The following is a 25764-nucleotide window of genomic DNA, read 5'->3' as shown; positions in this document are numbered from 1 at the left end:
TCCTAACGAATCTAAACAGTATATGCCAGCTCCTTGAATATATAAATTCATTATAGCAGTGACTTATAATAAATGCTTGTATTTTTTGTAGTTCTATACGAAATCAGTCATAATGAAAAAAATTCATCCAACACAAACGAAGGTTAGCCTAATTAGGCTAACCTTCAGGATTTTACTTCTTTAAATTTCTTTACTAGTTCTTCACCCTGATAACCTTCTTTAATTAAAGCAGATAAAACATCTTCCGTTTTATCTTCCTGTCGATTAACAATTGGTCCAATAAATAATACATTCAAATGATCCCCAATTGGGTTGACTCTGATTATAGAAGTAATAAATGTAGCAGGATCATTACTCTCTTTTGTAATCTTCACTTTAACCGTTATTTCATCCTCTTCTTTCAGCGTATTAAAATAATCCAGATAAGACTGGTCAACGTAAGCCTCAATAAGCCATTGATTATCATCATCTTCTCGATTTATCGTTAATCCATCTTTCAATTCTATTTTACTTTGAACCCTTTCCGTATCATTTGGTTCCATTACTTCTAAGGATTTAAGCTTAAATGTTTTCATATATTCCTCTCCATTCCTAGCATATTCCTATTTTTTAAATTGTATCAAAAACGAGGCAGAATTGATATTTTTATTCACTTGAACAATTTCTCCTACATTTAGGGAGAACACACAAAGCAAGGATACGAACAACTTAATCACTACTAAATGATCGTAGAATTCAAGGTGAAATGTGTGTAAACCACTCATTTGACAGTAATGACTCGATTGTCATTTAATCTGAAATCTGGTATTTCAGTTAAATTTTATTATTTTGTATACCCTTCCTTCGAAATGAAGCAGTTTATTTTTTATAAATTCGCTGTTAAATAATAAAAAATATTGTATAATTATATGTATATCCTAGAAATAAAGCATAAGGATTTTCAAAAAAGGCACTTATAGGAGCGTATGCGATGAGAATCATTTTTTTAAGTATATTTTTTCTTATTTTGCTTTCAGCATGTAATATCAACAATGAACCAACTATTATAAAAAGTGACAATCCTGACAGTTCTAACAGTCAGCCTGAGTTAGTTGAAGATGAAGATGAAGTTCAAGATAATGAGGAGGAAGTTGAAGAATTTATTGATTTTCCTTTAGATGATGAACAAATTACGGTGAATTTAAAAATGGTTCCGATACTAAGTGAATACTTAAACGCCATAGAAGACCGCAAGAGTGTGATTGAAGAAATGAAACTTAATCGTCCTCATGAAAAAGCAGAAGATATTTATCTACTTGAATTCTCTTGTCAAAATCATTCCTGTTCTTATTTACTGTTCAACCAAGCTAAAGATCAAGAAGCTTATTTGTTGGCAGATCTGGCAAAGTTAAGTAATGTGATTATGTCACCTGATAATGAAAAGTTATTATTTAAATTTAATCGCGAAAAATCACTCCCCCTCCCTTTAACGAATCTCGTCATGATTGATTTTGAAAATTGGGAACGCCTATCGTTGGGGAATAATACGAGTGATGCTAATATATTAAATTATAATTGGCCATTACTCAAAATTAATTGGCTGGATAATAAAAGAATAGCCGTAGAAAAACCTGCTGTAATCGAACCTACCAGTGACCGGTTAGAAGAATGGAATCAGGAGGAAACAGAAGAGCGAAAAACGATTAATATGCATATCATTAATAATTAAGGGAGCATCATTGATGAACAAAACTATAGAAACACTGCTGAATCATCGTTCAATCCGAAAATTTAAAGACACAAAATTAACTACGGAACAAATACATACCATCGTTAAGGCTGCACAACAAGCATCAACATCGAGCCACGTAATGGCATATACCATTATCGGTATTACGGATGAAAACCTTAAAGCGGAACTAAAAGCGGTATCAGGACAGCCCTATGTGAAAGACAATGGGCATTTATTTGTATTCTGTGGGGATTTAAACCGTATCTATAAACAAGCAGCTCCTGCTGAGCAAGCACAAATGCAAGAAAGTATAGAAAGTACAGAACAATTTATCGTAACGACCATTGACGTAGCATTAGCTGCTCAAAACGCAACCATTGCAGCAGAGTCTATGGGCTTAGGGACTTGTTTTTTAGGCAGCTTACGAAATGATATAAATCATGTAAATAACCTATTGGATCTGCCTGAACATGTCATCCCATTATTCGGACTAGCGGTTGGGTATCCTGATCAACAACCAGAAATCAAACCGCGTCTACCGATTGAAGCTATCTACCATGAAAACAAATATGCAAATGATGAAGATCAATCTGAAATAATTACCGATTTTGATAATCAGTTGGCATCCTATTATGAAAACCGTTCAAAAAATGCACGGTCAGATACATGGAGCGAGCAAATGATTCGTAAATATAAAAATCCAATACGAATGGATGTTACACCATTTATCAAAGATAAAAAATTAAATAGGCGATAATTAAAAAAACAGCACATCCACGTGCTGTTTTTTTATGTTCAAATTTAAAATGGAGATAATAGGAAGAACACATAAAGTATATTTACAGCTCAAAGTTCAAATTATAACTATTGACGTTTGTATAAAGGAGGGAATCCAATATGACTGTAGCAAGCCAACTCAAACAAACAGTTGCAGGGCTAAAAAGTGCCCAAGCAAGTTTTGAACAATTTGCACTGCAAACTGAAAATAAACAGGCTAAGCAAATGTATGAAAATGCCGCACAACAAACCACGGCTATTTTGCAATCCGTTGAACCTAGAACGCAACAAATTGAACAAGAAGAACCACAATACAAAGGATTTTAATACTATATTGTTGTTTTTTCAGGATAATACCCTTGTATAACAACGTCACATTCAAAGTTAGGTTGACCCGAGGTTGGTATCTTACTTCCAACCTCGCTTTTAACTCACGAACAAAGAAATGGGTGAGATTTTATGAAGGCTGTAAAAGCTATATTACTCTTCAGTTTTGGATTATTACTAATCGGCTGCGGAACAGATACAACGCAAGAATCGATAGACAATAATAATTATAATAACCATATTGAATTCAATCAAATAACTGCAAATAAGAAATCAATCACTCAAGATTCTGCAAACCAAGCAAAAGAATACTTAAGTGTACATGATGAAGTCAATACGATACATGCTGTTAACACCTCTAAAAAGTTGCTAATCGCCATAGAGGTTCCACACCACGAACGATTTGGATTAGCACAAATCCAAAAAGATCGGACGAAGGACATGGAAGATAAGTTCCCAAATATGGAAGTTGAGATTTCTACAGACAAAAAAATAGTTCTTGAGCTTGAACGAATTGAAGAAGCACTTGAAGCAGATTCTATATCAAAAGAAGAACTTGAAAAAGAATTGGATAAAGTTATTAATTTATCTAAAGAACAGACTTAAAGAAAGAAGTGAAATTACATGGCAGACAAAAAAAAGAAAAACTTACCTCCAGAAGCTCAAACCTATCAAGCATTTCAGGATCAGCGTGAAGTTAAAAGACCCTTGTTAAAAAATTGTATTAAAGCGTTTTTTGTTGGGGGACTGATATGTGTTATAGGTCAAGTCATTACGACTTTCTACATTTATTTCTTTAATTTCACTGAACAAACAGCTGGCAGTCCTACAGTTTCTACACTTATTTTCATCACGATGTTATTAACCGGGTTTGGAATATATGATCGAATTGGTCAGTTTTCTGGTGCTGGCTCCGCAGTTCCTGTAACAGGATTCGGTAATGCCGTTATTTCTTCAGCCATTGAATATCGAACAGAAGGGTTTATTTTAGGGGTTGGGAGTAATATGTTAAAGCTAGCAGGGCCGGTTATTGTATATGGGGTTTTCTCTGCTTTTGTCATCGCTCTCCTTAAAACGATTCTTACAAATTGGGGTGGATTATAATGTTAGTCGGACATCGGACGTGGATCTTTGAAAATAAACCTGTCATCATATCCACAGGTACAGTGGGTGGGCCATTTGAAGCAAATGGAAACATTTCCAACGACTTTGATATTTTACACGAAGATATGTGGCTTGAACAGGATTCTTTTGAAAAAGCACAACAAGTAATGATGGAAGAAGCCTGTCAAGTCGCCGTTAAAAAAAGCACAATCGAAAAGGAGCAAGTTCAATTCTTTTTAAGTGGGGATTTAATAAATCAAATTACCCCAACAAGTTTTGCTGCAAAAACAATGTCCCTCCCCTATTTTGGCTTATTCAGTGCCTGTGCTACATCGATGGAAAGTTTGGCATTAGCTGCTTTCTTTATCAATGGAAATGGTGCTGATTATATATTAAGTGGAACATCCAGCCATAATGCCGCTACTGAAAAGCAATTTCGTTATCCCACTGAATACGGAGGTCAAAAACCACCAACTTCACAATGGACAGTAACGGGTGCAGGTTGTGCCTTAGTTGCTAAAGAAGGTACAGGACCAGTTGTTACATCATCGACAATCGGAAAAGTTATTGACATGGGGTTAACGGATCCATTTAATATGGGAGGTGCTATGGCCGCTGCAGCTGTAGACACAATCGAAGCACATTTCAAAGAGCGTAATGTAGACCCCTCATTTTATGATTTAATTATAACTGGTGATCTTGGCCATATAGGCAGAGAAGTCTCGCTCGACCTCCTGAATGAACGCGGCTTGAATATTCCAGAAGAACAATATGTAGATTGTGGTCTAACGATTTATCGAGAAGGTCAACCTGTGCTGGCTGGAGCCAGTGGAACTGCATGTTCTGCCATTGTAACATATGGCCATTTTTTAAATTTAATGAAAAAAGGGGAACTCAAACGTATACTCGTTGTAGCTACTGGTTCCCTTCATTCACCAATGACTGTACAACAAAAAGACCCAATCCCTTGTATCGCTCATGCGGTTTCTATAGAGTCAGGAAGTGATATATCATGATCTTTTTCTGGGCGTTCGTTATAGGTGGACTTATTTGTGTCATTGGCCAAATTATGTTTGATGTATTCAAATTAAGTCCTGCTCATACATTAAGTATTTTAGTTATATCTGGTGCCGTATTATCTGGCCTTGGTTTATATGACCCACTTATTGATTTTGCTGGGGCTGGTGTCACGGTTCCAATTACAAGTTTTGGTAATCAATTGGTTAACGGGGCACTACAAGAAGCCGAGAAACACGGACTTATAGGTGTTGTTACTGGAATGTTTGAAGTAACCAGTGCAGGTATTTCGGCAGCTATAATCTTTGGGGTAATCGGTGCATTGTTCTTTAAACCTAAAGGATAGGAGTTGAATTCAAATGACGGTAGGATCACAAGTAAAAAGCTGTTACGCTTCTATTAAAAACGTGGAAGCAACCTTAAACTTATTAACGAATAAAGCGCAGGACTATCAGGCAAAAGACAGCTTTGATAAAGCTCAACAAATTATCACAGAGGTAAAAGACGATATGGAAAAACAAGTGATACAACTAACAAAAGAAGAACCACAGTATAAGTAGTTATTTTAAGAAAGGATATGTATGATATGCCAGAATGGATACTGATTTCTTTAAGGGCTCTAGGCTTTCTTATTGTACTTTTTTTTATAACAAAATGGCTTGGGAAAAAGCAAATTTCTCAATTAAATGTTTTTGAATATATCTCTGGTATTGTGCTGGGGGGTATTGCTGCCATCTATACCCTCGATACAACCAGCAATTTTTTCTATGGTGTATTAGCCATGTTTATTTGGTTTATTGTTCCTTTCTCCGTGGAATTTCTTTCATTAAAAAGTAAAAGCCTTCGTGATTACACCCAGGGAAAAGCTACCGTATTTATTCAAGACGGGAAAATAATGGAAGATAATTTAAAAAAAGAAGGGTATTCAACCGATGATCTACTTGAAAAACTTCGGGATAATAATGTGTTCCTAGCTTCGGACGTTGAATTTGCAGTTCTGGAACCATCCGGATCATTCAGTGTATTACCAAAGACCGAAAACCGACCTTTAACAGCAAAAGATTTAGGTATAACACTCGCACCCCAAAAGGAACCTCAAACTGTTATTATGGATGGAAGAGTCTTGCTTGAAGCCTTAGCGAATCTAAATTTAAGTAAAAACTGGTTAGAGACAGAGTTAGAAAAACTTAATGTCAGTCTTGAAAATGTATTTTTGGCACAAGCAGATACGAATGCCCAATTAACCGTTGACTTATATGACGATAAAATTGCAGTACCAAGCCCAGTAGAATTACCTCTCCTTCTTGCTACAATGAAAAAATCCCAAGCAGATTTAGAGCTATTTGCATTGGCCACAGAAAACGAGGATGCAAAGCAAATGTATGAAAAAAATAGCAAGAAACTGCAAACTGCGATTGATCTGGTTAGTCCTCTGGTTAATTGATTCCTTCTGCGCACTATTTGCTAAAAAGCGAAAAAAGCTAGTAAGGAACTTACTAGCTTTTTTCTTACATACGTAAAGCCACTTTTCCAAACTGCTTTCCTTCTTTTAAATAATCAAATGCATCTTGAGCTTCCTCTAATGTAAACGTTCGATCTACTACAGGATGCGTTTTAAAGTTCTTGATATGGTCCAACATAGCACGTAATTCTTGTCTACTCCCCATTGTTGATCCAAACAGCTGATACTGTCCATAGAAAAACTTTCGTAAATTAAGATCTACATGATCGTCTGTCGTTGCACCAAATATAACAATCCGCCCACCCTTCTTAAGCACATCCAAGGATCGATTAAATGTAGCTTCACCGACACTGTCAATTACTAAGTCTACTGTTTCATCTTCCAATTCTTTTGTCCAATCACTTTCTGTATCTAAGACAAGGTCTGCCCCTAATTTCTTTGCTTGTTCCTGTTTCGCTTCGCTTCTAGAGGTAACGATTACCTTCGCTCCAACATTTTTGGCAAACAAAATTAAATAGGTTGCAACACCACTACCTGCACCAGGTATAAATACAGTATCCCCTTCTTTTACCTGCCCCTTTGTAAAAAGCGCCCGATATCCGGTTAGAGCTCCGAGTGTCAAGACACCAGCCTCCTCCCAAGATAAATGCTTCGGCTTCTTCTCGACCTGTTCTGCAGACAAAACAACCTTTTCAGCGAATGTCCCGTGATCTGGCATACCTAAAATATCAAATCCAGTCGGTGGGGCATCACTATTCTCATGCCAGCGAAGAGCAGGATTAATGATCACTTCGTTCCCAACCTGAACATCAGTCACTCCTTCACCAACCGATTCAATTACCCCAGCACCATCAGAACCAAGTACTAAAGCATCTGCATCCTCACTCCTGCGATTTGGAATTGCCAAATCACGACGGTTTAATCCTGCCGTACGTACGGCTACAACTACTTCACCATTTCCTGCAACTGGATCCTGTATTTCGGCTGCTTTCACTTTTCCCTTGTCATGTACAAATGCTTTCATCTTTGTCATCCTTTCTCATAGTACGTACTGAAATCCTTTAACTGCTGTTTGTTTGTTATATCATGCGAGAACAATGGCACATAGATAAGTTCCTGTTTTTGAAATGTATCTTTTATCATAGATACATACTGTTTCTCATGCTCTCTTCGCCTCACTAAAAAATCCCCATCAGCATTATCTGGTAAAACTTTATTTACGATTAATGTTTTCACATGCAGGTGGTAATTATCAAGTAATTCGATTGCTTTTTTCGTTTCCAGGATTGGGAGGCGCTCCGGATTCACGACAAAAATAAAGCCCGTCTCTTTCCCATCCAATAAAATTTCTCTCGCTTTTGAGAATCGTTCTTGGCGTGTTCGTAACACGTCATAAATCGGATCCTCTACCGGTTCCCCATCATTAAGAAGCGAGGCGTAATTTTCATTGGTTTTCTGCCTTTTCTTGAGTAACCCTTCAATCCAGACTCCCATCAATTCCGGCAAAGATAACAATCGTATCGTATGACCCGTAGGCGCAGTATCAAATATTATTTTATCAAAATTATCCCTTTCCTCTAAAATAATCGTAATTAGCTTGTCAAATAATGCTGCTTCATCAGCTCCAGGTGAGGCTTTTGCCGTATCTAATTGTCGATGAACTTCTTCCATCATACTTGTTTGAACAGTGCCCTTAATATTTTCTTTTACTCCTTTTATATATTTATCTGTTTCTATATCTGGATCAATTTCCAGTGCCGACAAATTTATAGAAACTTCTGTCGTTTTACCACCGATTGTTTGACTGAAAATATGTCCCAAATTATGCGCAGGATCTGTTGAAACAAGCAAAGTTTTATGACCAGCTTGTGCAGATTTCATCGCAATAGCAGAAGCAGAAGTGGATTTACCTACTCCTCCCTTCCCGCCTACAAAAATAATATTTTTTTTCAATACTTCCATCGTTCCAAACGCCTCCTTCTATTCTTATCCATTAACTCTAGCAGCAGCGAATACCGCTTAAAGGCGTTTTTTCCATTCCCATGCGCAAATGCCAATCGTGAAATTGTTCAATCATATATGGATACAATTCCAGTGTGTAGTAATAGACAGGATTCGGTATTCCGATCATCTCTGAATATAACAATAAGAGAAATAAATCATCCTCATCCCTTAATTCCCTGGCAATTTCCTGGCGGTGTGGCATGCTTAGGACTTCATCATAGAATTGGATTAACTTTTTCACACTTTCAAGCATTATCAACACCTCATTTTATGTAAGAAAGAGACCATTCGTTTATGATCTCTTTCCTTAGCAGAAAGCAACGTACGCTTTCCTAAGAAACCCTTTAAAAATCAAGTTTTCTACCTATTTTATTTATTCATTATCTATTGGCGTATCCTGTTTTCCAGTTAACGCAGAGAAAGCTGTTAACACAATCCACACCGCGAAAACCATGATGATGGATCCAAGCACAAATAATAACATATCAGACTCATTTCCAAACCATGACCAACTAAATATTACCTGCTGGAACATGGCCCATAATGTCATAAACATTAGGAAAATCATAGGTATCAATGTAATCGCGTAATTACGCCCCTGACGCTTCAACCAAATGGAAATTAGTAATAAACTTATCCCGGCAAGCAATTGATTAGACGTTCCAAATAATGGCCAAATTAGATATCCACCAGAACCGAAACCTTGTGGTCCTTGAGGAAGCAGTACTAATGCTGCACTTGAGCCAATAGCAATGGACGTTGCAACATGCTTTTTATTTAGTACTGGTGCATTATATTCTATACCTATTTCACCAATAATGTAACGTAGTAACCTCACCGCCGTATCTAAAGAAGTTGCGGCAAAACTTACAACAATAATTGATACGATCGTAGTTGCAACATGGGTCGGAATAGCAAGTCCAGAGGCAAGGTTAGAGGCCCCTTCGACAAATACTCCCATACCAGCTGCATTCGCATCTGTAAAACTTGAATATACTGCAGTGAAAGCATCCGTATTCGCAAAAAATGTTCCTACAGCAATAATTGAAATTAAAGCTAAAATACCTTCACCAACCGCACCGAAGTAACCAACAAAACGCGCATCTGTATCTTTATCCAGCTGTTTAGATGAAGTACCAGATGAAACCAACCCGTGAAAACCTGAAATAGCCCCGCACGCTATTGTAATAAATAAAAGCGGAAACCAAGAAGTGTCCGGATTTGGATTTGTAGCTGGTGCAGTCATTTCTGGTCTTAGAAAGAGTAGTCCTAAGTACAAAATTGCAAGCCCTACTACTAATTGATGGGAATTAATAAAATCCCTTGGCTGCAATAGCTTCCAAACTGGTAATGTTGATGCAATATATACATATATCATCAATATTACAATCCAGATTAAAAATGCCGTGGAAACAGCACCTAAACCAAATAATCCATTTGCTCCTTCACCACCCATATATGCCACTAAATCAATTTGTAAAAAGCCGACATTACTTGAAATAACAGCAACTACATACATAGCACCTAAAGCAAGTATGGATGGTAGTAGCATTTTCCTCTTCCGTTTATATACAGCATACCCAATCCAAATCGCAAGTGGAATTTGGATAAACACCGGTAGAACACTGGCTGGATACGTAATAAATAAATCAGCAACAACCCATGCGAATACTGCAACCACCATTAATAAAAGAACTAAAATAATAAATAAAAATAAGATCTTCGCCCGCTGCCCAATCAACCGATTGGCTAGTGTACCGATCGATTGTCCTTTATTCCGAACGGAAACAACTAGTGTACCAAAATCATGCACCCCTGCCGCAAAAACAGTACCAAGGATAACCCATAAAAATGCAGGAAGCCATCCCCAGTATAAAGCGATCGCTGGGCCCATTATCGGTGCTGCCCCTGCAACAGATGAAAAATGATGTCCCCACAGCACAAATTTATTTGTTGGAACAAAATCAACACCATCTTTGTACTTATGTGCTGGCGTCACATAATCAGGATCTAAGCGAAAAATCCTTTCAGCTATAAATTTTGAATAATACCGATACCCAAACGCAAATACAAGGATACCCATTATCGCAACTAAAATTGCTGACATTTTCCTTCTACCTCCCTTTTAAATTGAATATTAAGATTATTTTATTGGAACCTCCTTTCACCTTAAGTTTAGACTTATCCTAATTAACGCTATGTAGAAATGCTTTAATATAGTACAAGATTGTTTCCATTTTATTTAATAATGATACAATTGTAAACTATTTTGCATTTTTCGAGTATATTCGAGTCCATACAACAAACCTTAGACATCCTTTAACGAATACCATGTACTTATGCAGTAGGATACTTTCCTATCGCCAAACAAAAAGAAAGCTGCTTCTAATTTAATCCTTAGAAACAGCTTTTCCGTATAATTAATACAATTTCCCCTGACGGAAAAGAACCGTTGATAACTTCATTACAGCGTGTATATAACAATTCTGACGAAGTGTAAATACATCTTGAAAATACTGTGGAAGAACAGCATCAAATGTTTCCTTCATTTTATCATTCAGACGTTCAAATACTTGCTCCTCCGTAAGAAATTGTGTATCTCTTCCTTGCAGCCATTCAAAATAGGAGACGATTACACCACCAGCATTGGCTAAGATGTCTGGTATAACTATAACACCCTGCTCACTTAAATATTGATCTGCATCTGTTGTAAGCGGAGCATTTGCACCTTCTACAATAATAGATGCTTTTACATCCTTCATATTTTCATTATGAACTTGATGTCCTAATGCTGCTAAGAATAATACATCAACATCCATACTCAACACCTCGTCACGGTCCATTATGGTCGCTTTTACATTAGCCTCCGAAAGCTCATCATCATTTACGGGTAGATCACTATTTTCTTTGGTATATTTAATTAATTCAGGTATGTCAATACCATCCGAATTATAGAGGGTTACGTTTTTATCACTGACGGATACAACTTTGTTATCTAATTGAGAGGATTTATAAGCTTCTAACGCAGCAACAGACCCAACATTACCAAATCCCTGAACAGCTATTGTTAGTGTTTTATCTTGTTGATCCAATGCTTTTTTCGCAAAAATATTATCACGTTCTTTTAACCACTGATACTGTTCTTTCATAAAGTCATGTATAAGATAATGGAAAGTAAAATAGACACCCTTACCTGTTGCTTCTTTTCTTCCTAGTGATCCACCATTTAATACACTTTTTCCTGTGAAACTACTACGATATTTCCTGCCAGGATGAATACTTTTATATTCTCCCATCATCCAGTCCATTTCACGTTCGCTAGTTCCAACGTCTGGAGCGGGAATATCCTTTTCAGGACCAAGAATATCACTAAAGTATTGCACGTATTTTTTTGCTATTAAATAAAGTTCCTTGGCTTCATATTCTGCAGGATCAATCATAACGCCTCCTTTTCCTCCACCAAAAGGAACATCATGCAAAGCACTCTTAAGTGTCATTAGGGATGCTAATTGCATAACCTCATCTTCATTTGCTGATGGATGAAAACGAATTCCGCCTTTATAAGGACCCATTATATTATTATGCTGTACTCGAAATGAAAGGATCCGTACAACTTTTCCATTGAGTAAGGGCGTCCTTAAATACGATTTATGAACATGATTCGGAGTCGAAAGTATAGAAACTAAAGAAGTAAAGGCTTTTTTTCTTGTTTGACCCTCTAATTCTGGTAAAAATGTTTCATCATCTAATAAGGCATCTAATGATTCTTCGACAATTGATCCGGCTCCAGTTCCTTTTTTATCTGCCATGTTATTCCTCCTGAATAGTGTTATTTTCATGTTGTCCAATGTATTACATATTTATCCAGAGTCTATCAAAAGAAAAGTCCATGTCCAATGCAAACGATTTATTCAGCTTTTAGTAGAAAGCTAACAGCGAACAAACCCACATTGTTGAGGTTCCTCAACGATGTGGGGCATAACAACAATATATACAAAGCCAACACTTCGTTTATAAAAGAAATACAGCAAATAGCGTAGCTAACAATAACCCAGCCATTACAGGGATAAAGTTTTTACGAACCAGGTCCATCACAGAAACCCCACAAAAACCTGCAATTGCAATCAAGGATGACCATGCGACAAGTGTTCCTCCTCCCGTCCAAATAGACCCCAGTTGCCCAATCGCTGCCAGTGTTGCAGTATCAACAGAGCCAGTTTGTAGAGAGGCTGCTAATGCGCCTGTAAGGGGTAATCCTGAAAAGCCTGAACCATCAAGACCGGTAATTATCCCGATGATTAATATACTAAAAGCTGCTAATATGGCACTTTCAGGCAAGTATGTTTGAATAGATTCCACAAGATCAAACAATAATGCGGGCGGATTTTCGTCCAAACTTAAAATGTCTGCGGAGAAATCCGCACTGCCTAAGAAGAAAAAACCCGCGATAGGAATAACAGGTCCCATTGCTTTAAAAGCAAATACAAAACCTTCAGTAATATGGTTAGATATATAATCAAGGGCATGTTGACGTCCAAATGCTACCGTTGATAACAATAATAATATAACCGCAACTCCTCCAACAAATGCTGCACCGTCCCCCCCTTCAAGTCCACCCATTCTTCCTGAGAAAAGCTTTTCATAAACCATGTAAATAACAACACCCAATAACGTTAATGGGACCAATACAGCAAATAACTTGCTCCACATCGTCAAATTTGTAGTTTTTGCTTTATTTGTTGCTTCTGTAGTAGCTTGCACATTCTGCATTTCAATTTCATTTACTTCGTCATCTTTAGGGCGAATTGACTTCCGGTATAGGAAATAAGCTATAAGAATAGCACTTCCACCAGCTATTAAAGACAAAACGAATGATCTATCAGCAACCAAAGTAGTGTCAATACCTGCAGCCGTAGCTGACAGACTTGGTGCTACCTGAACAATATAGTCTGAAGAAAGAGCCATTCCCTGACCAGCAATTGCGATAGCAACTGCTGCTGTCATTACTGGTAAACCTGCTCTTACTGCAGCGGGAACAAGTAGAGCACAAATTAAAGGTACAGCTGGAGTCGGCCAGAAAAAAAGTGAAATAACATAGGTCACGCCAACAAGAACAAAATAAGAAACATGACCGTTAATCATCAATTTCTGGATAGGCTGAATCATTTTACGATCAGCACCCAGATCACGCAAGGAATGAAGAAGTGCCAACATAAAAGTTATGATTAGAAATATATTAAAAAGCTCTTGAGCAGCTACAAGGTTTGCATTAAAAATGGCTGTAAATCCTTCAATTAGACTCCCGTTATATACCCAAGCTATCAAAAATGTGCCTAGTAACGAAGGCAGTACTATACCCCATCTGAAAATCATGGTAGCTATTATAACAAGTGTAAATAAGCCATATAACAAATGTGCAAAACTAAGATCCATCATTATTACCTCCCCCTCATAGCGAATTGTACTGTAGCCTATGCATGATGAAATAAGGTCGCTACAAATAGAGAGGGATTTCAACATGTGGAGCCCGCATTATCATAAAAAAATAACCTCTAGAAAGAAGAGGTTATCTTAATGTGAGCAGATAATAATTTTATTTTATGCGCTGTTCAGTAACGTTTTTGGCTGCTTATGGAACAAGAAGAACACGATTAATGAACATATTATAAATGAAGGAACCATATAAGAACTATTATAGACTAACGAGTAGATCCAGACTGGTTGCCCTTCAATTGCCGATTCAAAAAACACAATACCCGCAAAATAATGTGCAATAAAGCGTAGACTGGTCCCTAGAAGCACTCCTAAAGCAATGTAAGAAAGGTATGTTTTTATTGTTCCTTCTTTTACGCCCTTCTGTATTTGTTTTGCAAATACCCCTGCAAAACCTAACACCGTAAAGGCAAGCCCATATTCAATCAAGCCTTGAATTGGATGTAAAATATAGGCGTTTCCGACAGCAACCTGCAATACTCCCCACAAGAAACCGGAAAGCAATCCGCCTTTAATGCCCCAACGGAACGCGATAATGAATATTGGTATCATCGCAAATGAAATCGAACCACCCATAGCCCAGATTTTAAACGAGAGAAATGGAATAATGTCCAATAATAGGGCTAATGCTGTAAAAATGGCTACCTCGATTAAAAATAATATTTTTCTAGAACTCATATAAACTTCTCCCCCCTTATTAAAGTAGTACAAAAAAAGCAATGCCAAGGGGGGGTAATTCCTGATGGGGAATCCGCTCACATTACTTTTTTATTCCATCAAAAAACCGCCATCCCTACGCTAGTACTAACTAACAGGTTCAAAGGGTCAGAACAACCGTTCACTCTCAGCCAAATGGCTCCCCCTGTAGGCTTTTATTTACTTTTTTATTACATGTATTGTATCTTACTTATCAAATTATTACAATAATAATGAACAATTATCCTTAATGCAGCGTTCTATAGTTCCATAAAGGCTTCTACATCCTTTACACAGAGCTGGATAGCACTCTCCCAGAATGCTGTACTTGTTAAGTCTACATTCAAATGTTTTTCTGCCAGACCTTCTACGTTCATGCTGCCTGTATCACGCAATAATGCAATATAATCATCCTCAAAGTCGCCACCTTTTTCCTTTGCATGGGCATAGATACCAAGGCTGAATAAGTATCCAAATGTATATGGAAAATTATAAAATGGTACGCCTGTTATATGAAAATGCAACTTGGACGACCAAAAATTTGGATCATACTCCTCAAGTGAATCATTATACGCTTCCTTCTGAGCCTCTACCATCAATTCATTTAACCGTTTAACAGAAACCAACCCCTGCTTTCTTTCTTCATAAAAACGATTTTCAAAAATAAACCGGGAATGGATATTCATAAAAAATGCAACACTTCGTTTAATTTTATCTTCCAGCAGTGCTCGTTTCTCCTCTTTATTTTGCGCATTTTTCACAGAGGCGTCAGCAACGATCATTTCTGCAAATGTTGAGGCTGTTTCAGCAACATTCATCGCATATCCCTGATTCAATCCATTCACGTCATTCATCACATGCTGATGGTAAGCATGACCAAGTTCATGTGCCAGTGTAGCTATATTGGATGATGTACCTGAGTAGGTCATAAATATCCGGGTTTGCTCACTGTCTGGAAAGCTTGTACAAAACCCGCCTGGTCGTTTTCCTGCCCGATCCTCTGCTTCAATCCAGCGATTATCAAAGGCCATTTTTGCGAAGTCAGCCATTTTCGGACTAAATTCACGAAAATGATCAATAATGAATTCGGCACCTTCTGTATAACTTGATGTTTTCACTGAATCTGTTAAGGGTGCTCCAATATCATAGATACTTAATTTTTCCACCCCTAATAAATCTGCTTTCTTTTGCAAATAGTTAACGAAATGCGTTTTATTATGTATAATTGCCGTCCACATTGCATCTAGCGTTTCTTTCTTCATTCTGTTGATCGCTAACGGTTCTTTTAATACAGATTCCCAGTTGCGATGTTTATAGGTTTGTAAGCGAAAACCAGCCAAATGATTTAACGTCTGACCAAATAAGTCTGCCTTCCCTGTCCAAGCTTTATCCAATTGCTCGAATACATGCTTACGTACAGACCGGTCAGGGTTGCTTAATTTATTGGAGGCTTGCCCGACTGAATAAGAATGAACTTCCCCGTCCTCTTCAATCTCAACACTCATATTTCCTACAATTGTATTGTACATCTGACCCCATGCATGATAGCCATCAACAGCCAAATCATTGATTAACACTTCTTGATCTACTGGTAACTGCTTCTTAGCTTTATCCCTAATTTCATTTAGAACAAAATCCAATTGTGTCAATTCTGGTTGTTTTAAAATCCTTTTCCATGTGGCATCGTCTATAGAGGCTAACTTTTGTTGAAAATTTGTACGTATTGCTCCCATTTCAGCCTGTAATTCACTGCGCTTTCCTACTAATAAACTCGCTTTTTCGTCCTTTACATTTTCCGCGCTTAAACAACTGACAAAAGCAGAAGCTTCACGCAACTTTTTCATCGTGCTTTCAAGCTGCTTCACAAGCTTAACTAAACTTTCGCTAGTCCCCCCTATCTCTGATGGTGTGAAAGTCTTCACCTTTTCTTCAAGCTCTTTCATTTCAATTTGTACGTTCTTTACATATGTATGAAACTCCTCTGATTCGCTTCCACCCTGAAAAATCACGTCCAAATCCCATGTTGGACTATATGTTTGTTGTTGCATCGAATCGCTCCCTTATTTTTAATCAAATTACTCTGTATTCCTATTATAACGAAAAATAAGAATATTTACATCATAAAAACATTTTTTCTCGAGCATAACTGGTTTTCATTCTAATAATTCCTGCATAAGGTCTGGGCGGTCTGTCATAATACCATCTACACCTAACTTAATTAATTCTTCCATCGTTTCCTGGTCGTTAATCGTCCAATAATGAACGTCTATTTCTCTTCGCTGGGCACCTTCGATTAATTTACGATCTTTCAAATTAATAATTCCTTCTTCATGTTGGCATTTGAAGCACATCTACTTTTTGACGATATAACCCATTTAAGAATAACTTATGAAGCACAACGAACTTGGTTATTTCTTGGCGTCCTCCACTGACTAGCGCCTCTCCGTTAGAAACTTCTATAACGTGATCAATAATCGTTTGATCAAATGCTGCAATGATAACTCGTTCTTCTAGGCCATATTGTTGAATGGTTGCCCACAATTTCTCACTAATATGTTGATACCATTCCGCTTTATTCGTATCTTTAATTTCAATTGTCCATAACATCTCAAGGTCAGGTACTGCTTGAAAAATCTCATCCACTGTTGGAATCGTAACTCCAAGATCTCTATAACTATATTCACCGTCTAAATCTTGAAACGAGTTGGCTGCATCCAACGCTTGCACTTCCTCTAATGTCATATCATTGACCCTTCCTTCACCATCAGTTGTACGATCAACTGTAGGATCGTGAATGGATACTAAATGACCATCTTTTGTCATATGTATGTCGTATTCAATGACATCCACCTCTAGCTCATAAGCATTTGTAAAAGCCTCTATTGTATTTGATGGTGCTAAGTGATTTCCACCCCATGCGCAATTACTAGTGGGCTATCCCTATCAAATTCATCAAGTCCAGTCGTTATCTCAACTGGATAAAAATATATGCTAGTCCAAATAAGTAATATAAATCCTACAATCCACCCAGCCAAATACAACCTGGATTTCCCTTCCGACTTTATCACTGGTATTCCCTCCCTTTTTAATAGGACTTACTCCCCCTTTACAATCACCAGCACTTGTGCAGATAAGAAAGTTTATACTTTTGTATGAAAAAAATTCATTCTGGCGTCGGATTCTATAGATTTTGTGTCAAAAAAATCTATTAGAAAACAGCCTTCACGGGAAATGGTGGCTCCGTGAAGCGAACCCATATTTGTTTCCGATCTGCATGTCAAGCACGTAGCAAATTTATTATAAATCCACTTCATATGTAGTTTAGTTTAGTCCAGGAAGGGTATCGTTACAAATGAATAACTTTTTCAATGTTACACCTTGACATTATTAGTTTGTAACTATATACTAGGTGGTGACATAAAGTAACCAACGTGTTACATATTATTTTGGAGGGATTTATAATGGGGAAAACAGTATGGAATTTAGACACAGCTCATAGTGAGATCGGATTTTCAGTAAAACACATGATGATTTCAAAAGCGAAAGGGACATTTGATAACTTTAGCGCTACAATTGAAGCAGATGTTGATGACTTAACAAACTCAAAACTTGAAATCAAAATTGATACAGGCAGCATTAACACTCGTCAGGAAGGTCGCGATGAGCACTTACGTTCAGCAGACTTCTTTGATGTTGAAAATCATCCTAATATCACGTTTGTTGCTACAGATATTAAGAAAAAGTCAGGCAATAATTATGATGTTACAGGAGATCTTACGGTGCTTGGTACGACAAAACCAGTTACATTTGATATCGCATTTGAAGGTCAAAGCAAAGATCCAATGAGTGGTAATACAGTTGCTGGATTTAGCGGCGAAACTACAATCAGCCGTAAAGAGTTCGGCCTAACTTGGAATGCTGCAGTTGAAACTGGTGGCGTACTAGTTGGAGATGATGTTAAAGTTCACGTTGAGATCGAAGCACACAAAGAAGCGTAAAAAGTGAAGCTTCATTCACAGTCATACCCATTGAAATATTCGAACTGTATTGTCCATCTGAACATACAGTTCGTTTTTTAATACTCTTAAATGATGACACTTTTACTAACTGTAAATAAATTGTTTTATTTGTCTAAGTCTGAGGTAAACTATAAGTAGGACTTTAATGAAAGGGAGGATATTTATGGCCTTAAATGTTACACAAAAACTTATAAAAGATCACCTTGTATCTGGAAAAATAGAACCTGGTGAGGAAATCAGCTTAAAAATTGACCAGACGTTAACACAAGATGCAACTGGGACAATGGTTATGTTGGAACTGGAAGCTATGGGATTGGATTATGCAAAAACAGAAGCTTCAGCTCAATATGTTGATCATAATTTAATACAAGTCGACAGTAAAAACCCAGATGATCACTTATTTCTGGAAAGCTCTGCCAAACGATTCGGACTCCATTATAGTAGACCCGGAAATGGAGTTAGTCATCCTGTTCACATGCAGCGGTTAGCCAAACCTGGTAAAACACTTCTAGGTTCTGATAGTCATACACCTGCAAATGGATCCATGGGCATGTTTGCAATGGGCGCTGGTGGTATTGATGTTGCGATGGCAATAGCAGGCGAACCTATTTATATCACAATGCCGCAAGTGTTTGGTGTTAAATTAACCGGTGAACTGCCAGACTGGGTAAGTGCTAAAGATGTAATCCTGGAATTGCTGCGCCGTTATGATGTGAAAGGCGGTGTAGGAAAAGTAATTGAATATTATGGCCCAGGACTTGATAATCTATCGGCCATGGATCGGCATGTTATCGCTAATATGGGGGCTGAACTTGGCGCAACTACAACTGTCTTCCCGTCTGATAAAGAAATTAAGAATTTTTTAACACAGCAAAATCGTGCAGACGACTGGGTGGAACTTGTCGCTGACAAAGATGCAACCTACGATCTCCATGATGAAATTAACCTTTCTGAGCTAGAACCACTAGTTGCTAAACCATCCAGCCCAGGAAATGTCGTTCCCATCAGTGAGGTGGAAGGAACTCCAATCTATCAATCCTATATAGGTTCATCCGCCAACCCTGGTTACAAGGATTTCGCAATAGCAGCTGAGATTGTAAAAGACAAAACAATTGCACCAGGACTCTCATTTGATGTTAATCCGACATCCCGTCAAATGTTAACAAACTTGGTAAAAGAAATGCATATTGCAAGTCTCCTACAGGCCGGAGGAAGATTGCATCAGGCAGGTTGTAACGGATGTATTGGAATGGGGCAGGCACCTGCAACAGGAAGAAACAGCCTCAGAACAACTCCTAGAAACTTTCCTGGAAGGTCAGGAACAAAAGAGGACAGCGTCTTTCTAAGTGGCACTGAAGTGGCTGCCGCTTCTGCCCTAACAGGTAAAATCACGGATCCAAGAAAGCTCGATATCCCATATCCGAAAATAAAGGATGTAAAGAATACCAATGCAGATGATGATCTACTAGATGCACCGCTACCTTATGAAGAGGCCAAACAAGTAGAATTAATAAAAGGATCAAATATAGTATCCATTCCAGAAATGGGTGAATTACCTGATACATTAGAAATTCCTGTATTATTAAAAGTAGGTGATAACGTCTCCACAGATGAAATACTTGCAGGTGGAGCGCGTGTACTTCCATTTAGAAGTAACCTCCCAGAAATCAGCAAATTCACCTTTGAAGCTGTTGATTCAACATATGTTGAACGTGGTTTAAACACCAAGGAAAAAGGCGGTCATGCTATAGTAGGCGGGTTCAACTACGGTCAAGGATCCAGTCGTGAACATGCTGCCCTAGCACCTAAATACCTAGGGTTACATGCTGTTTTAGTAAAAGACTTTGCTCGGATTCATTGGCAAAATCTCATCAACTTTGGTATATTACCTCTTACATTTGCAAATGAAGAGGATTACGATAAGTTGAAAGAAGGCGAAGTCCTTGCATTCAATGATCTCCGAAACCAATTACAGCAAGGCGATTCTCTAACCGCCAAACTACAGGATAAGCAAGAAGAAATTAAAGTTGAGCACAACCTCACTCCTCGTCAAAAAGATATTGTTTTACACGGTGGACTAATTAACTGGACGAAGGCTAGACAACAGCAGAAAAACTAATAAAGATGCCTCTCACGGAGGCATCTTTATTTATGTTCACACTACTTTTAATAAACGAATGTAAATGATAAAATAAACATAGAATGGAGGCGGTAAAGTGATCGTTTACTATGATAGCTTTTGCAAAATATGTACCTCTTCATCGACAATTTGGAAGAAATTAGACTGGAGAAACAAGCTCAGCTTTCATTCCTTTCGAAAGCTTCATCATTACCCAAAGGATATGGAAAAACAACTATATGTACAGCAGGCAGATCATTGGTATAAAGGGTATAACGCTTTAATTGAAATTGCCAAATTACTGCCCTTAATATGGGTATTCCTCCCGTTTATATATCTTTTTAAATGGGTTGGCCTTGGTGATTTTATTTACAGAAAAATCGCTAACAATAGAAAATTGGTCCCCGTAAACCAATGCAAAAATGGGGACACATGTATGATCAGTACTAAACAGAAATAAGAATTATTCATCTGAAGCATATTCGACCCGATCAGAAGAATAAATGGTGACAATCATTTTTCCATCATCGGCTTTTGCACGAACTAAAATAGGTTGGTTATACATGTTCTCAAATACAAAATCCGGCCCCCACCAGCTTACAGTCGCATCGCGGCCTGGTGGTACATAAGGAACGCTCCTGCTATGTGCATACCTCTCCACAATTTGAATCCCCTTTAAATCCACCGCATTATAAAGGGTCGAAGAAACCTGACAGATTCCCCCACCAATATCCTCTGCCAATTCACCCTTTACAATGACAGGTGCACGCATATACCCTCGTTCCTCTGTTCGCTCACCAACCACCTCGTTAAAAGAAAACCTCTCCCCTGGGAACACAACATAATCGTTAATTGCTTCCGATGCAAGTCCAATATTATGGGTGCGTTCCACATTACTTTGTTTGAAAGTAGTAACAAAACTGCCCATTTCCTGTACACTGATTTCGGCCAACAATTCACTATCTACCCTAGGTTGAATAGGCTGCTTAGGCACTTCAATCTCCATATCATCCCCTGCATAAAATGATGTACGAAATAATGTATTAAATTTATTCTCATCCAGTTCTATGCCTGATTTTTCCTGAATTATCTCCCCCATTTCATCAAACTCTGCATTTATTGGATCTTTATATACTTTTTCATTCAGATCTTCTATAAGATAATGAAGTTTATCTTCATTTATAAAAGGCGTACCGATAAAAGGGTATGCATATTGTTTTATCTCCTCTTCATTCAACGTTAACGTGTGGTCTTCAGCCATCTTGTCATTTGCCATCGTATCATTTAATGGAATAAGTAACATGAGAAGGATTAAAATAATAAACTTCATGTATGACACCTCCTCGTCTTAGTATTAGAAGAAGACAAAAAAATAACCAGGATTTATCCTGGCTCTTCATACATGTAATATTGCTGTCTACTCTAAGGACTTGGCTTGGCGCTTTTATAGGTGTTTTTTTTGATTTAAAATATATAGAATGCAAATGCAATTAGTGTTACAAGTGTCGTAATTGTATAAATCCAAATTTGAATAGGCACGTTTGACTTTAAGGATGTTTGTTCATAATCAAGTGAGCGCTTCAATTCTTCTTCTCGCGTTTCTTCTACTTCCTCATAATGTTTCATTTTATTCTCTTCTTGTTTAAATGCATAGAAAGTCCCGCCTACTGCAAGAATAAATAAAATAACAAATAATATGATTAATCCAGTACTCATTTGACTCCCCTCCCACTTTCTATAATACCTTAAATCGTACGCTTTGTCTGTGACTTATCGCACTTTTATCTCTTTTAGAAAACGACCATTTAGCATAATTGCTAAATGGTCGTTCTTTCCTTATCTATAATCCCTTGTATCCTCTAAGTAATCACTCGCTAGTCTGTAACCTACTAACGCAGCGAGGACAAGTACAATTCCACACAGTCCTTTTCTCATTGAAAAACTACCCCCTCAAGTTATAGCTAACTAAATTGAATTATTATAAGTTTGTGAGCCAATTAGAATGGACGAACTTTTCCTTTTTTGAGAACTAATTTCATACCACCAACAAGGAATAAGGTACGATTATCAACTACTTTTTTCATTGCAGCTGCTAGCTTTCCTCGAAGTTTTTTATCATCGAAAACACTTCCGATTCCGTCCGTTATACCTAGCGATGCTACCGTACCTTTACTTTTGAATACGAACTCTTCTAATGGGCGGTTTGTAAGCAGTGCTTTCAAGTTATTCGCTGTAACATCTGCTTCTTGAGTTGCCAGTTGAGCAGTTGGAGGATATGGACGATCTTCCTCTTTGTTCCAAACCCATGAACAATCTCCTAACACGAAGAAGTTCTCTTCACCAGACAAACGAAGGTTTGCGTCAACATTCACTTTTCCTTTTGTTAATTCAAATCCAGATTTCTCGAGAACAGAGCTTCCTTTTACACCACCAGTCCAAACAACCGTTCCTGCTTTTATTAATTCCTGATCATCACCTACAATGAATCCTTCTGGTGTACATTCAGAAATAGGAGCACCAATTCTGAATTCTACCCCGCGATCTTCAAGTGATTGTTTTGCATAATCCACAAGATCTTTATCAAACATAGGCAAAATAGAAGGTGCTGCTTCAACATTAATAATGCGAACTTTACCACGATCTATATCATATTTCTTACATAGTTCTGGTACTTTTTCTACAAGTTCCCCTACAAATTCGACACCAGTAAATCCGGCGCCACCTACCAAAATATTCAAGCTGTCATCCGTAGCATTTTTATCATTATTGTATTTCGCAAATTGATACTCAATATGTTCGCTAATAAAGCGACTGGAATCAATATCCTCAATAGCAAATGCATGCTCAGCCATTCCTTTAATTCCAAAATCATTTGATTCGAAACCAAGTGCGAACACAAGGTAGTCATACGTGATTTCGCTATTTTCTAGCACAACTCTCTGTTCATCTTTTTTCACTTCAATAACAGAGTCATAAATAAGACGAACTCTGCTTGGGTTTACTACATCACTAATCATAACTCGAGCCTGGTTTGGATTAATTGTACCTGCAGCTACTTCATGTAGCCATGTGGATTCATAATGATAATTATGTTTATTTACTAATACAATTTCTGCTTCTTCAGGAAGTAATTTTTGAGTTAAGCGTTTTGTTGTAGTTAACCCCGCATAACCTGCTCCAAGTACAACTATTTTTGGTTTGTTTGAAACCATAAAGCCTCCACCTTTCTTGCTTTTATTATTTTATGTACTGATTTAAACGCTACTAAGTGTTTACAAAAAATAATTACGAAATCAATCCGCTAAAACCAGTAAATATTTATCTATATCCATTCTATAATACCAAAGTTCCTCTTATTAGGCTAATAATTCAGTGATAGAATAAGTTATTTAAATTAAGGATTGTAGGAGTATGCATAACAGCAACTCATTCATTTCATGCCCTTTTTATACTGGTCTTACAGTTATCTCATTCACATTTACATAATCAGGCTGTGTTACGGCGTATACGACTGCATTGGCAATGTCATCTGTGAGGAGCGGTTTTCTACCTTTGGAAGTTCTGCTGGATGCCAGATCCGTATCCACCATACCAGGAGAGATGTTCGTCACACGCACTCCTGTATGTGCCAATTCTTTTTCTAGTCCCATTGATATAGCCCTTGCTGCAAATTTGGTTGCACTGTATACCGTACTGACTTTTGTGACCTCATGACCGGAAACAGAAGATATATTTACGATATGACCAGTTGAACGTTCTACCATATTAGGTAATACGGTATTAATTCCATATAATACACCTTTAATATTAACGTCAATCATATCTTCCCAATCGTCTACCTTACTATCCTGTACAACAGAACTTAGCATCAAGCCGGCGTTATTCACGTATATATCAATGTTTCCAAAAGTCTCTGTTGCTTGTTTCACTAATTTTTCCACATCAGACCGATTGGAAACATCCGTGACAATACCTAATGCTTGTCCGTTACCTGTATTATTTATATGCTCCACAATGGTATCGAGCTTTTGCTTTCTTCTGGCTGCAAGAACAACATTTGCTCCTTGTATCGAGAGTTTCTCAGCGATTTTAGCCCCAATTCCACTGCTTGCTCCTGTGATAATTGCTGTTTTTCCATTTAAATCTGTCATTTATATTCCTCCTTCGTTATTCTGCGTTTCTTTGTATATCTTTATCTTTATCTTCTTCTTTTTTGTCGTCTTTGTCATCCGTATCGTCTGTCTTTTCATCTGACTCTGGTTCATCTTCATCTTCGTCTTCTTCCTTGTTGTTTTCATTTTCGTTTTCCGCGTTTTCTTCCTTGTCAGATGAAGATCCATTACTGCTAGTTGTTCTTTCATCATCACCAGTTTCATCACTTTCTCTGGCATTCGAACCCTCTGAATTATTAGTGCCTGTAGAACCTTGCTCTTCTGTAATGGTATTATTTGTTGATCCACTTGACTCCGAATTATTATTCGTTTCATTCGATGTGTTATTCCAATTCAAATGACTTTCATTATTTACATCTGAGACCTCATCTTCAGTTTCCTCAACTTCTTCTATGTAAGAATCCTCTAGTTCAACTTCTTCTTCAACCTCTTCTTCCGCTACATCTCCAGTTTCCTCTTCTTCTTCATTCACCTCTTTCAAAACAATTGATTCTTTCTCCTGAAGTGTAAGTACCCCTACTTCATGTTTCTTCAGTAGCTCATTCTGCTCTGAAATCTCTTCATCTGGCTGATCTTTTGGTCCAGCCTTACCAAATTCCTCCTTAACTGTTTCTGCCTGGTATACCCCTGCACTAACAACAATAATAAACGCAGTAAGCGTGAGGACATTAATAATCATTAGCTTCTTATTCTTCATTTTACCGCTCCTTAAAACTATAACTCAACTTCTTTTTCTTTCAAAATTTATGATCCCCTCTATTGTAAGCCTATTTTACTAGATTTTTCAATTATATTTGTAATTCTTCTCACGATTTATCTAAAAAAAATAAAACATCACAGTAAACCGCTTACACAAAATATGT

Annotated in this window: 29 protein-coding genes and 1 riboswitch; of the genes, 12 read left to right on the top strand and 17 right to left on the bottom strand. The window is 37.5% G+C overall.

Annotated elements, in window-relative coordinates; translation table 11 throughout:
• Positions 1 to 164: 164 nt before the first annotated feature.
• Complete coding sequence (locus OLD84_RS08175) at positions 165 to 575, bottom strand: YwpF family protein (RefSeq protein ID WP_209461499.1); 411 nt, start codon at positions 573 to 575, stop codon at positions 165 to 167.
• A gap of 395 nt (positions 576 to 970) precedes the next feature.
• Between OLD84_RS08175 and OLD84_RS08170 the strand changes: the two genes are divergently transcribed.
• From OLD84_RS08170 to OLD84_RS08130, 9 genes are all read left to right on the top strand, one after another.
• The gene (locus tag OLD84_RS08170) at positions 971 to 1708 is read left to right on the top strand and encodes a hypothetical protein (RefSeq protein ID WP_209461500.1); all 738 of its coding nucleotides are present in this window, start codon (positions 971 to 973) and stop codon (positions 1706 to 1708) included.
• Positions 1709 to 1721: 13 nt separating this feature from the next.
• On the top strand, positions 1722 to 2468 hold the full coding sequence (gene nfsA / locus OLD84_RS08165) for an oxygen-insensitive NADPH nitroreductase (protein WP_209461501.1): 747 nt from the start codon (positions 1722 to 1724) through the stop codon (positions 2466 to 2468).
• A gap of 140 nt (positions 2469 to 2608) precedes the next feature.
• Positions 2609 to 2815, top strand: coding sequence for a DUF1657 domain-containing protein (locus OLD84_RS08160; protein WP_209461502.1), 207 nt, complete (start codon positions 2609 to 2611; stop codon positions 2813 to 2815).
• A gap of 132 nt (positions 2816 to 2947) precedes the next feature.
• Positions 2948 to 3421, top strand: coding sequence for a hypothetical protein (locus tag OLD84_RS08155; protein WP_209461503.1), 474 nt, complete (start codon positions 2948 to 2950; stop codon positions 3419 to 3421).
• A gap of 18 nt (positions 3422 to 3439) precedes the next feature.
• The gene (spoVAC, locus tag OLD84_RS08150; RefSeq protein ID WP_209461504.1) at positions 3440 to 3919 is read left to right on the top strand and encodes a stage V sporulation protein AC; all 480 of its coding nucleotides are present in this window, start codon (positions 3440 to 3442) and stop codon (positions 3917 to 3919) included.
• Entirely contained in the window at positions 3919 to 4935 is a 1017-nt protein-coding gene (gene spoVAD, locus OLD84_RS08145) for a stage V sporulation protein AD (protein ID WP_209461505.1), read from the top strand. The genes spoVAC and spoVAD overlap by 1 nt, the downstream gene beginning before the upstream one ends.
• On the top strand, positions 4932 to 5282 hold the full coding sequence (gene spoVAE, locus OLD84_RS08140; RefSeq protein ID WP_209461506.1) for a stage V sporulation protein AE: 351 nt from the start codon (positions 4932 to 4934) through the stop codon (positions 5280 to 5282). The genes spoVAD and spoVAE overlap by 4 nt, the downstream gene beginning before the upstream one ends.
• A 13-nt stretch (positions 5283 to 5295) precedes the next feature.
• Positions 5296 to 5496, top strand: coding sequence for a DUF1657 domain-containing protein (locus tag OLD84_RS08135; RefSeq protein WP_209461507.1), 201 nt, complete (start codon positions 5296 to 5298; stop codon positions 5494 to 5496).
• Between the two features lie 26 nt (positions 5497 to 5522).
• On the top strand, positions 5523 to 6380 hold the full coding sequence (locus OLD84_RS08130; RefSeq protein ID WP_209461508.1) for a DUF421 domain-containing protein: 858 nt from the start codon (positions 5523 to 5525) through the stop codon (positions 6378 to 6380).
• A 64-nt stretch (positions 6381 to 6444) separates the two neighbouring features.
• Here the strand turns inward: OLD84_RS08130 and OLD84_RS08125 are convergent, their stop codons facing one another.
• The 11 genes from OLD84_RS08125 to OLD84_RS08075 all read right to left on the bottom strand — a co-directional run bounded on the left by OLD84_RS08125 (position 6445) and on the right by OLD84_RS08075 (position 17659).
• Positions 6445 to 7422 (bottom strand): zinc-binding dehydrogenase, encoded by a 978-nt coding sequence (locus OLD84_RS08125; RefSeq protein WP_209461509.1) that lies wholly within the window; start codon positions 7420 to 7422, stop codon positions 6445 to 6447.
• Positions 7423 to 7427: 5 nt separating this feature from the next.
• Positions 7428 to 8360 carry an ArsA family ATPase gene (locus tag OLD84_RS08120; protein ID WP_209461510.1) on the bottom strand — a complete coding sequence of 311 codons (933 nt, stop codon included), beginning with the start codon at positions 8358 to 8360 and terminating at the stop codon, positions 7428 to 7430.
• A 37-nt stretch (positions 8361 to 8397) separates the two neighbouring features.
• On the bottom strand, positions 8398 to 8655 hold the full coding sequence (locus OLD84_RS08115) for a cory-CC-star protein (RefSeq protein WP_209461511.1): 258 nt from the start codon (positions 8653 to 8655) through the stop codon (positions 8398 to 8400).
• Between the two features lie 120 nt (positions 8656 to 8775).
• Positions 8776 to 10509, bottom strand: a complete 1734-nt coding sequence (locus OLD84_RS08110; RefSeq protein WP_209461512.1) for a carbon starvation CstA family protein — start codon at positions 10507 to 10509, stop codon at positions 8776 to 8778.
• Between the two features lie 313 nt (positions 10510 to 10822).
• Positions 10823 to 12211, bottom strand: a complete 1389-nt coding sequence (locus tag OLD84_RS08105) for a Glu/Leu/Phe/Val family dehydrogenase (protein WP_209461513.1) — start codon at positions 12209 to 12211, stop codon at positions 10823 to 10825.
• 202 nt (positions 12212 to 12413) lie between these two features.
• Positions 12414 to 13835, bottom strand: coding sequence for a hypothetical protein (locus OLD84_RS08100; protein ID WP_209461553.1), 1422 nt, complete (start codon positions 13833 to 13835; stop codon positions 12414 to 12416).
• A 165-nt stretch (positions 13836 to 14000) separates the two neighbouring features.
• Positions 14001 to 14573 carry an energy-coupled thiamine transporter ThiT gene (gene thiT / locus OLD84_RS08095; protein WP_209461514.1) on the bottom strand — a complete coding sequence of 191 codons (573 nt, stop codon included), beginning with the start codon at positions 14571 to 14573 and terminating at the stop codon, positions 14001 to 14003.
• A 95-nt stretch (positions 14574 to 14668) separates the two neighbouring features.
• Positions 14669 to 14768, bottom strand: a riboswitch (TPP riboswitch).
• Positions 14769 to 14851: 83 nt separating this feature from the next.
• The gene (locus tag OLD84_RS08090) at positions 14852 to 16639 is read right to left on the bottom strand and encodes a M3 family oligoendopeptidase (RefSeq protein ID WP_209461515.1); all 1788 of its coding nucleotides are present in this window, start codon (positions 16637 to 16639) and stop codon (positions 14852 to 14854) included.
• 105 nt (positions 16640 to 16744) lie between these two features.
• A complete protein-coding gene (locus OLD84_RS08085; protein ID WP_209461516.1) occupies positions 16745 to 16903 on the bottom strand; it encodes a glycerophosphodiester phosphodiesterase family protein in 159 nt (52 codons plus the stop codon).
• Positions 16904 to 16919: 16 nt separating this feature from the next.
• Entirely contained in the window at positions 16920 to 17474 is a 555-nt protein-coding gene (locus OLD84_RS08080) for a glycerophosphodiester phosphodiesterase family protein (protein ID WP_209461554.1), read from the bottom strand.
• Between the two features lie 14 nt (positions 17475 to 17488).
• A complete protein-coding gene (locus OLD84_RS08075; RefSeq protein WP_209461517.1) occupies positions 17489 to 17659 on the bottom strand; it encodes a hypothetical protein in 171 nt (56 codons plus the stop codon).
• Between the two features lie 393 nt (positions 17660 to 18052).
• Between OLD84_RS08075 and OLD84_RS08070 the strand changes: the two genes are divergently transcribed.
• From OLD84_RS08070 to OLD84_RS19470, 3 genes are all read left to right on the top strand, one after another.
• The gene (locus OLD84_RS08070; RefSeq protein WP_209461518.1) at positions 18053 to 18589 is read left to right on the top strand and encodes a YceI family protein; all 537 of its coding nucleotides are present in this window, start codon (positions 18053 to 18055) and stop codon (positions 18587 to 18589) included.
• Positions 18590 to 18773: 184 nt separating this feature from the next.
• Positions 18774 to 20729, top strand: a complete 1956-nt coding sequence (locus tag OLD84_RS08065; RefSeq protein WP_209461519.1) for an aconitate hydratase — start codon at positions 18774 to 18776, stop codon at positions 20727 to 20729.
• A gap of 97 nt (positions 20730 to 20826) precedes the next feature.
• On the top strand, positions 20827 to 21189 hold the full coding sequence (locus OLD84_RS19470) for a thiol-disulfide oxidoreductase DCC family protein (protein WP_209461520.1): 363 nt from the start codon (positions 20827 to 20829) through the stop codon (positions 21187 to 21189).
• Positions 21190 to 21192: 3 nt separating this feature from the next.
• On the opposite strand, the gene OLD84_RS08060 is transcribed toward OLD84_RS19470, so the two are convergent.
• From OLD84_RS08060 to OLD84_RS08040, 5 genes are all read right to left on the bottom strand, one after another.
• Entirely contained in the window at positions 21193 to 22059 is an 867-nt protein-coding gene (locus OLD84_RS08060) for a VanW family protein (protein ID WP_209461521.1), read from the bottom strand.
• A 134-nt stretch (positions 22060 to 22193) separates the two neighbouring features.
• Entirely contained in the window at positions 22194 to 22445 is a 252-nt protein-coding gene (locus tag OLD84_RS08055) for a hypothetical protein (protein WP_209461522.1), read from the bottom strand.
• Positions 22446 to 22726: 281 nt separating this feature from the next.
• Entirely contained in the window at positions 22727 to 23941 is a 1215-nt protein-coding gene (locus tag OLD84_RS08050) for an NAD(P)/FAD-dependent oxidoreductase (protein ID WP_209461523.1), read from the bottom strand.
• Positions 23942 to 24175: 234 nt separating this feature from the next.
• Entirely contained in the window at positions 24176 to 24880 is a 705-nt protein-coding gene (locus OLD84_RS08045; RefSeq protein ID WP_209461524.1) for an SDR family oxidoreductase, read from the bottom strand.
• 16 nt (positions 24881 to 24896) lie between these two features.
• On the bottom strand, positions 24897 to 25598 hold the full coding sequence (locus OLD84_RS08040; protein WP_209461525.1) for a hypothetical protein: 702 nt from the start codon (positions 25596 to 25598) through the stop codon (positions 24897 to 24899).
• Positions 25599 to 25764: the final 166 nt, after the last annotated feature.

Origin of the sequence: Virgibacillus natechei, from assembly GCF_026013645.1 — a bacterium.
GTDB classification, from domain to species: domain Bacteria; phylum Bacillota; class Bacilli; order Bacillales; family Amphibacillaceae; genus Virgibacillus_L; species Virgibacillus_L natechei.
This window is presented reverse-complemented; position numbering and strand designations above follow the sequence as displayed.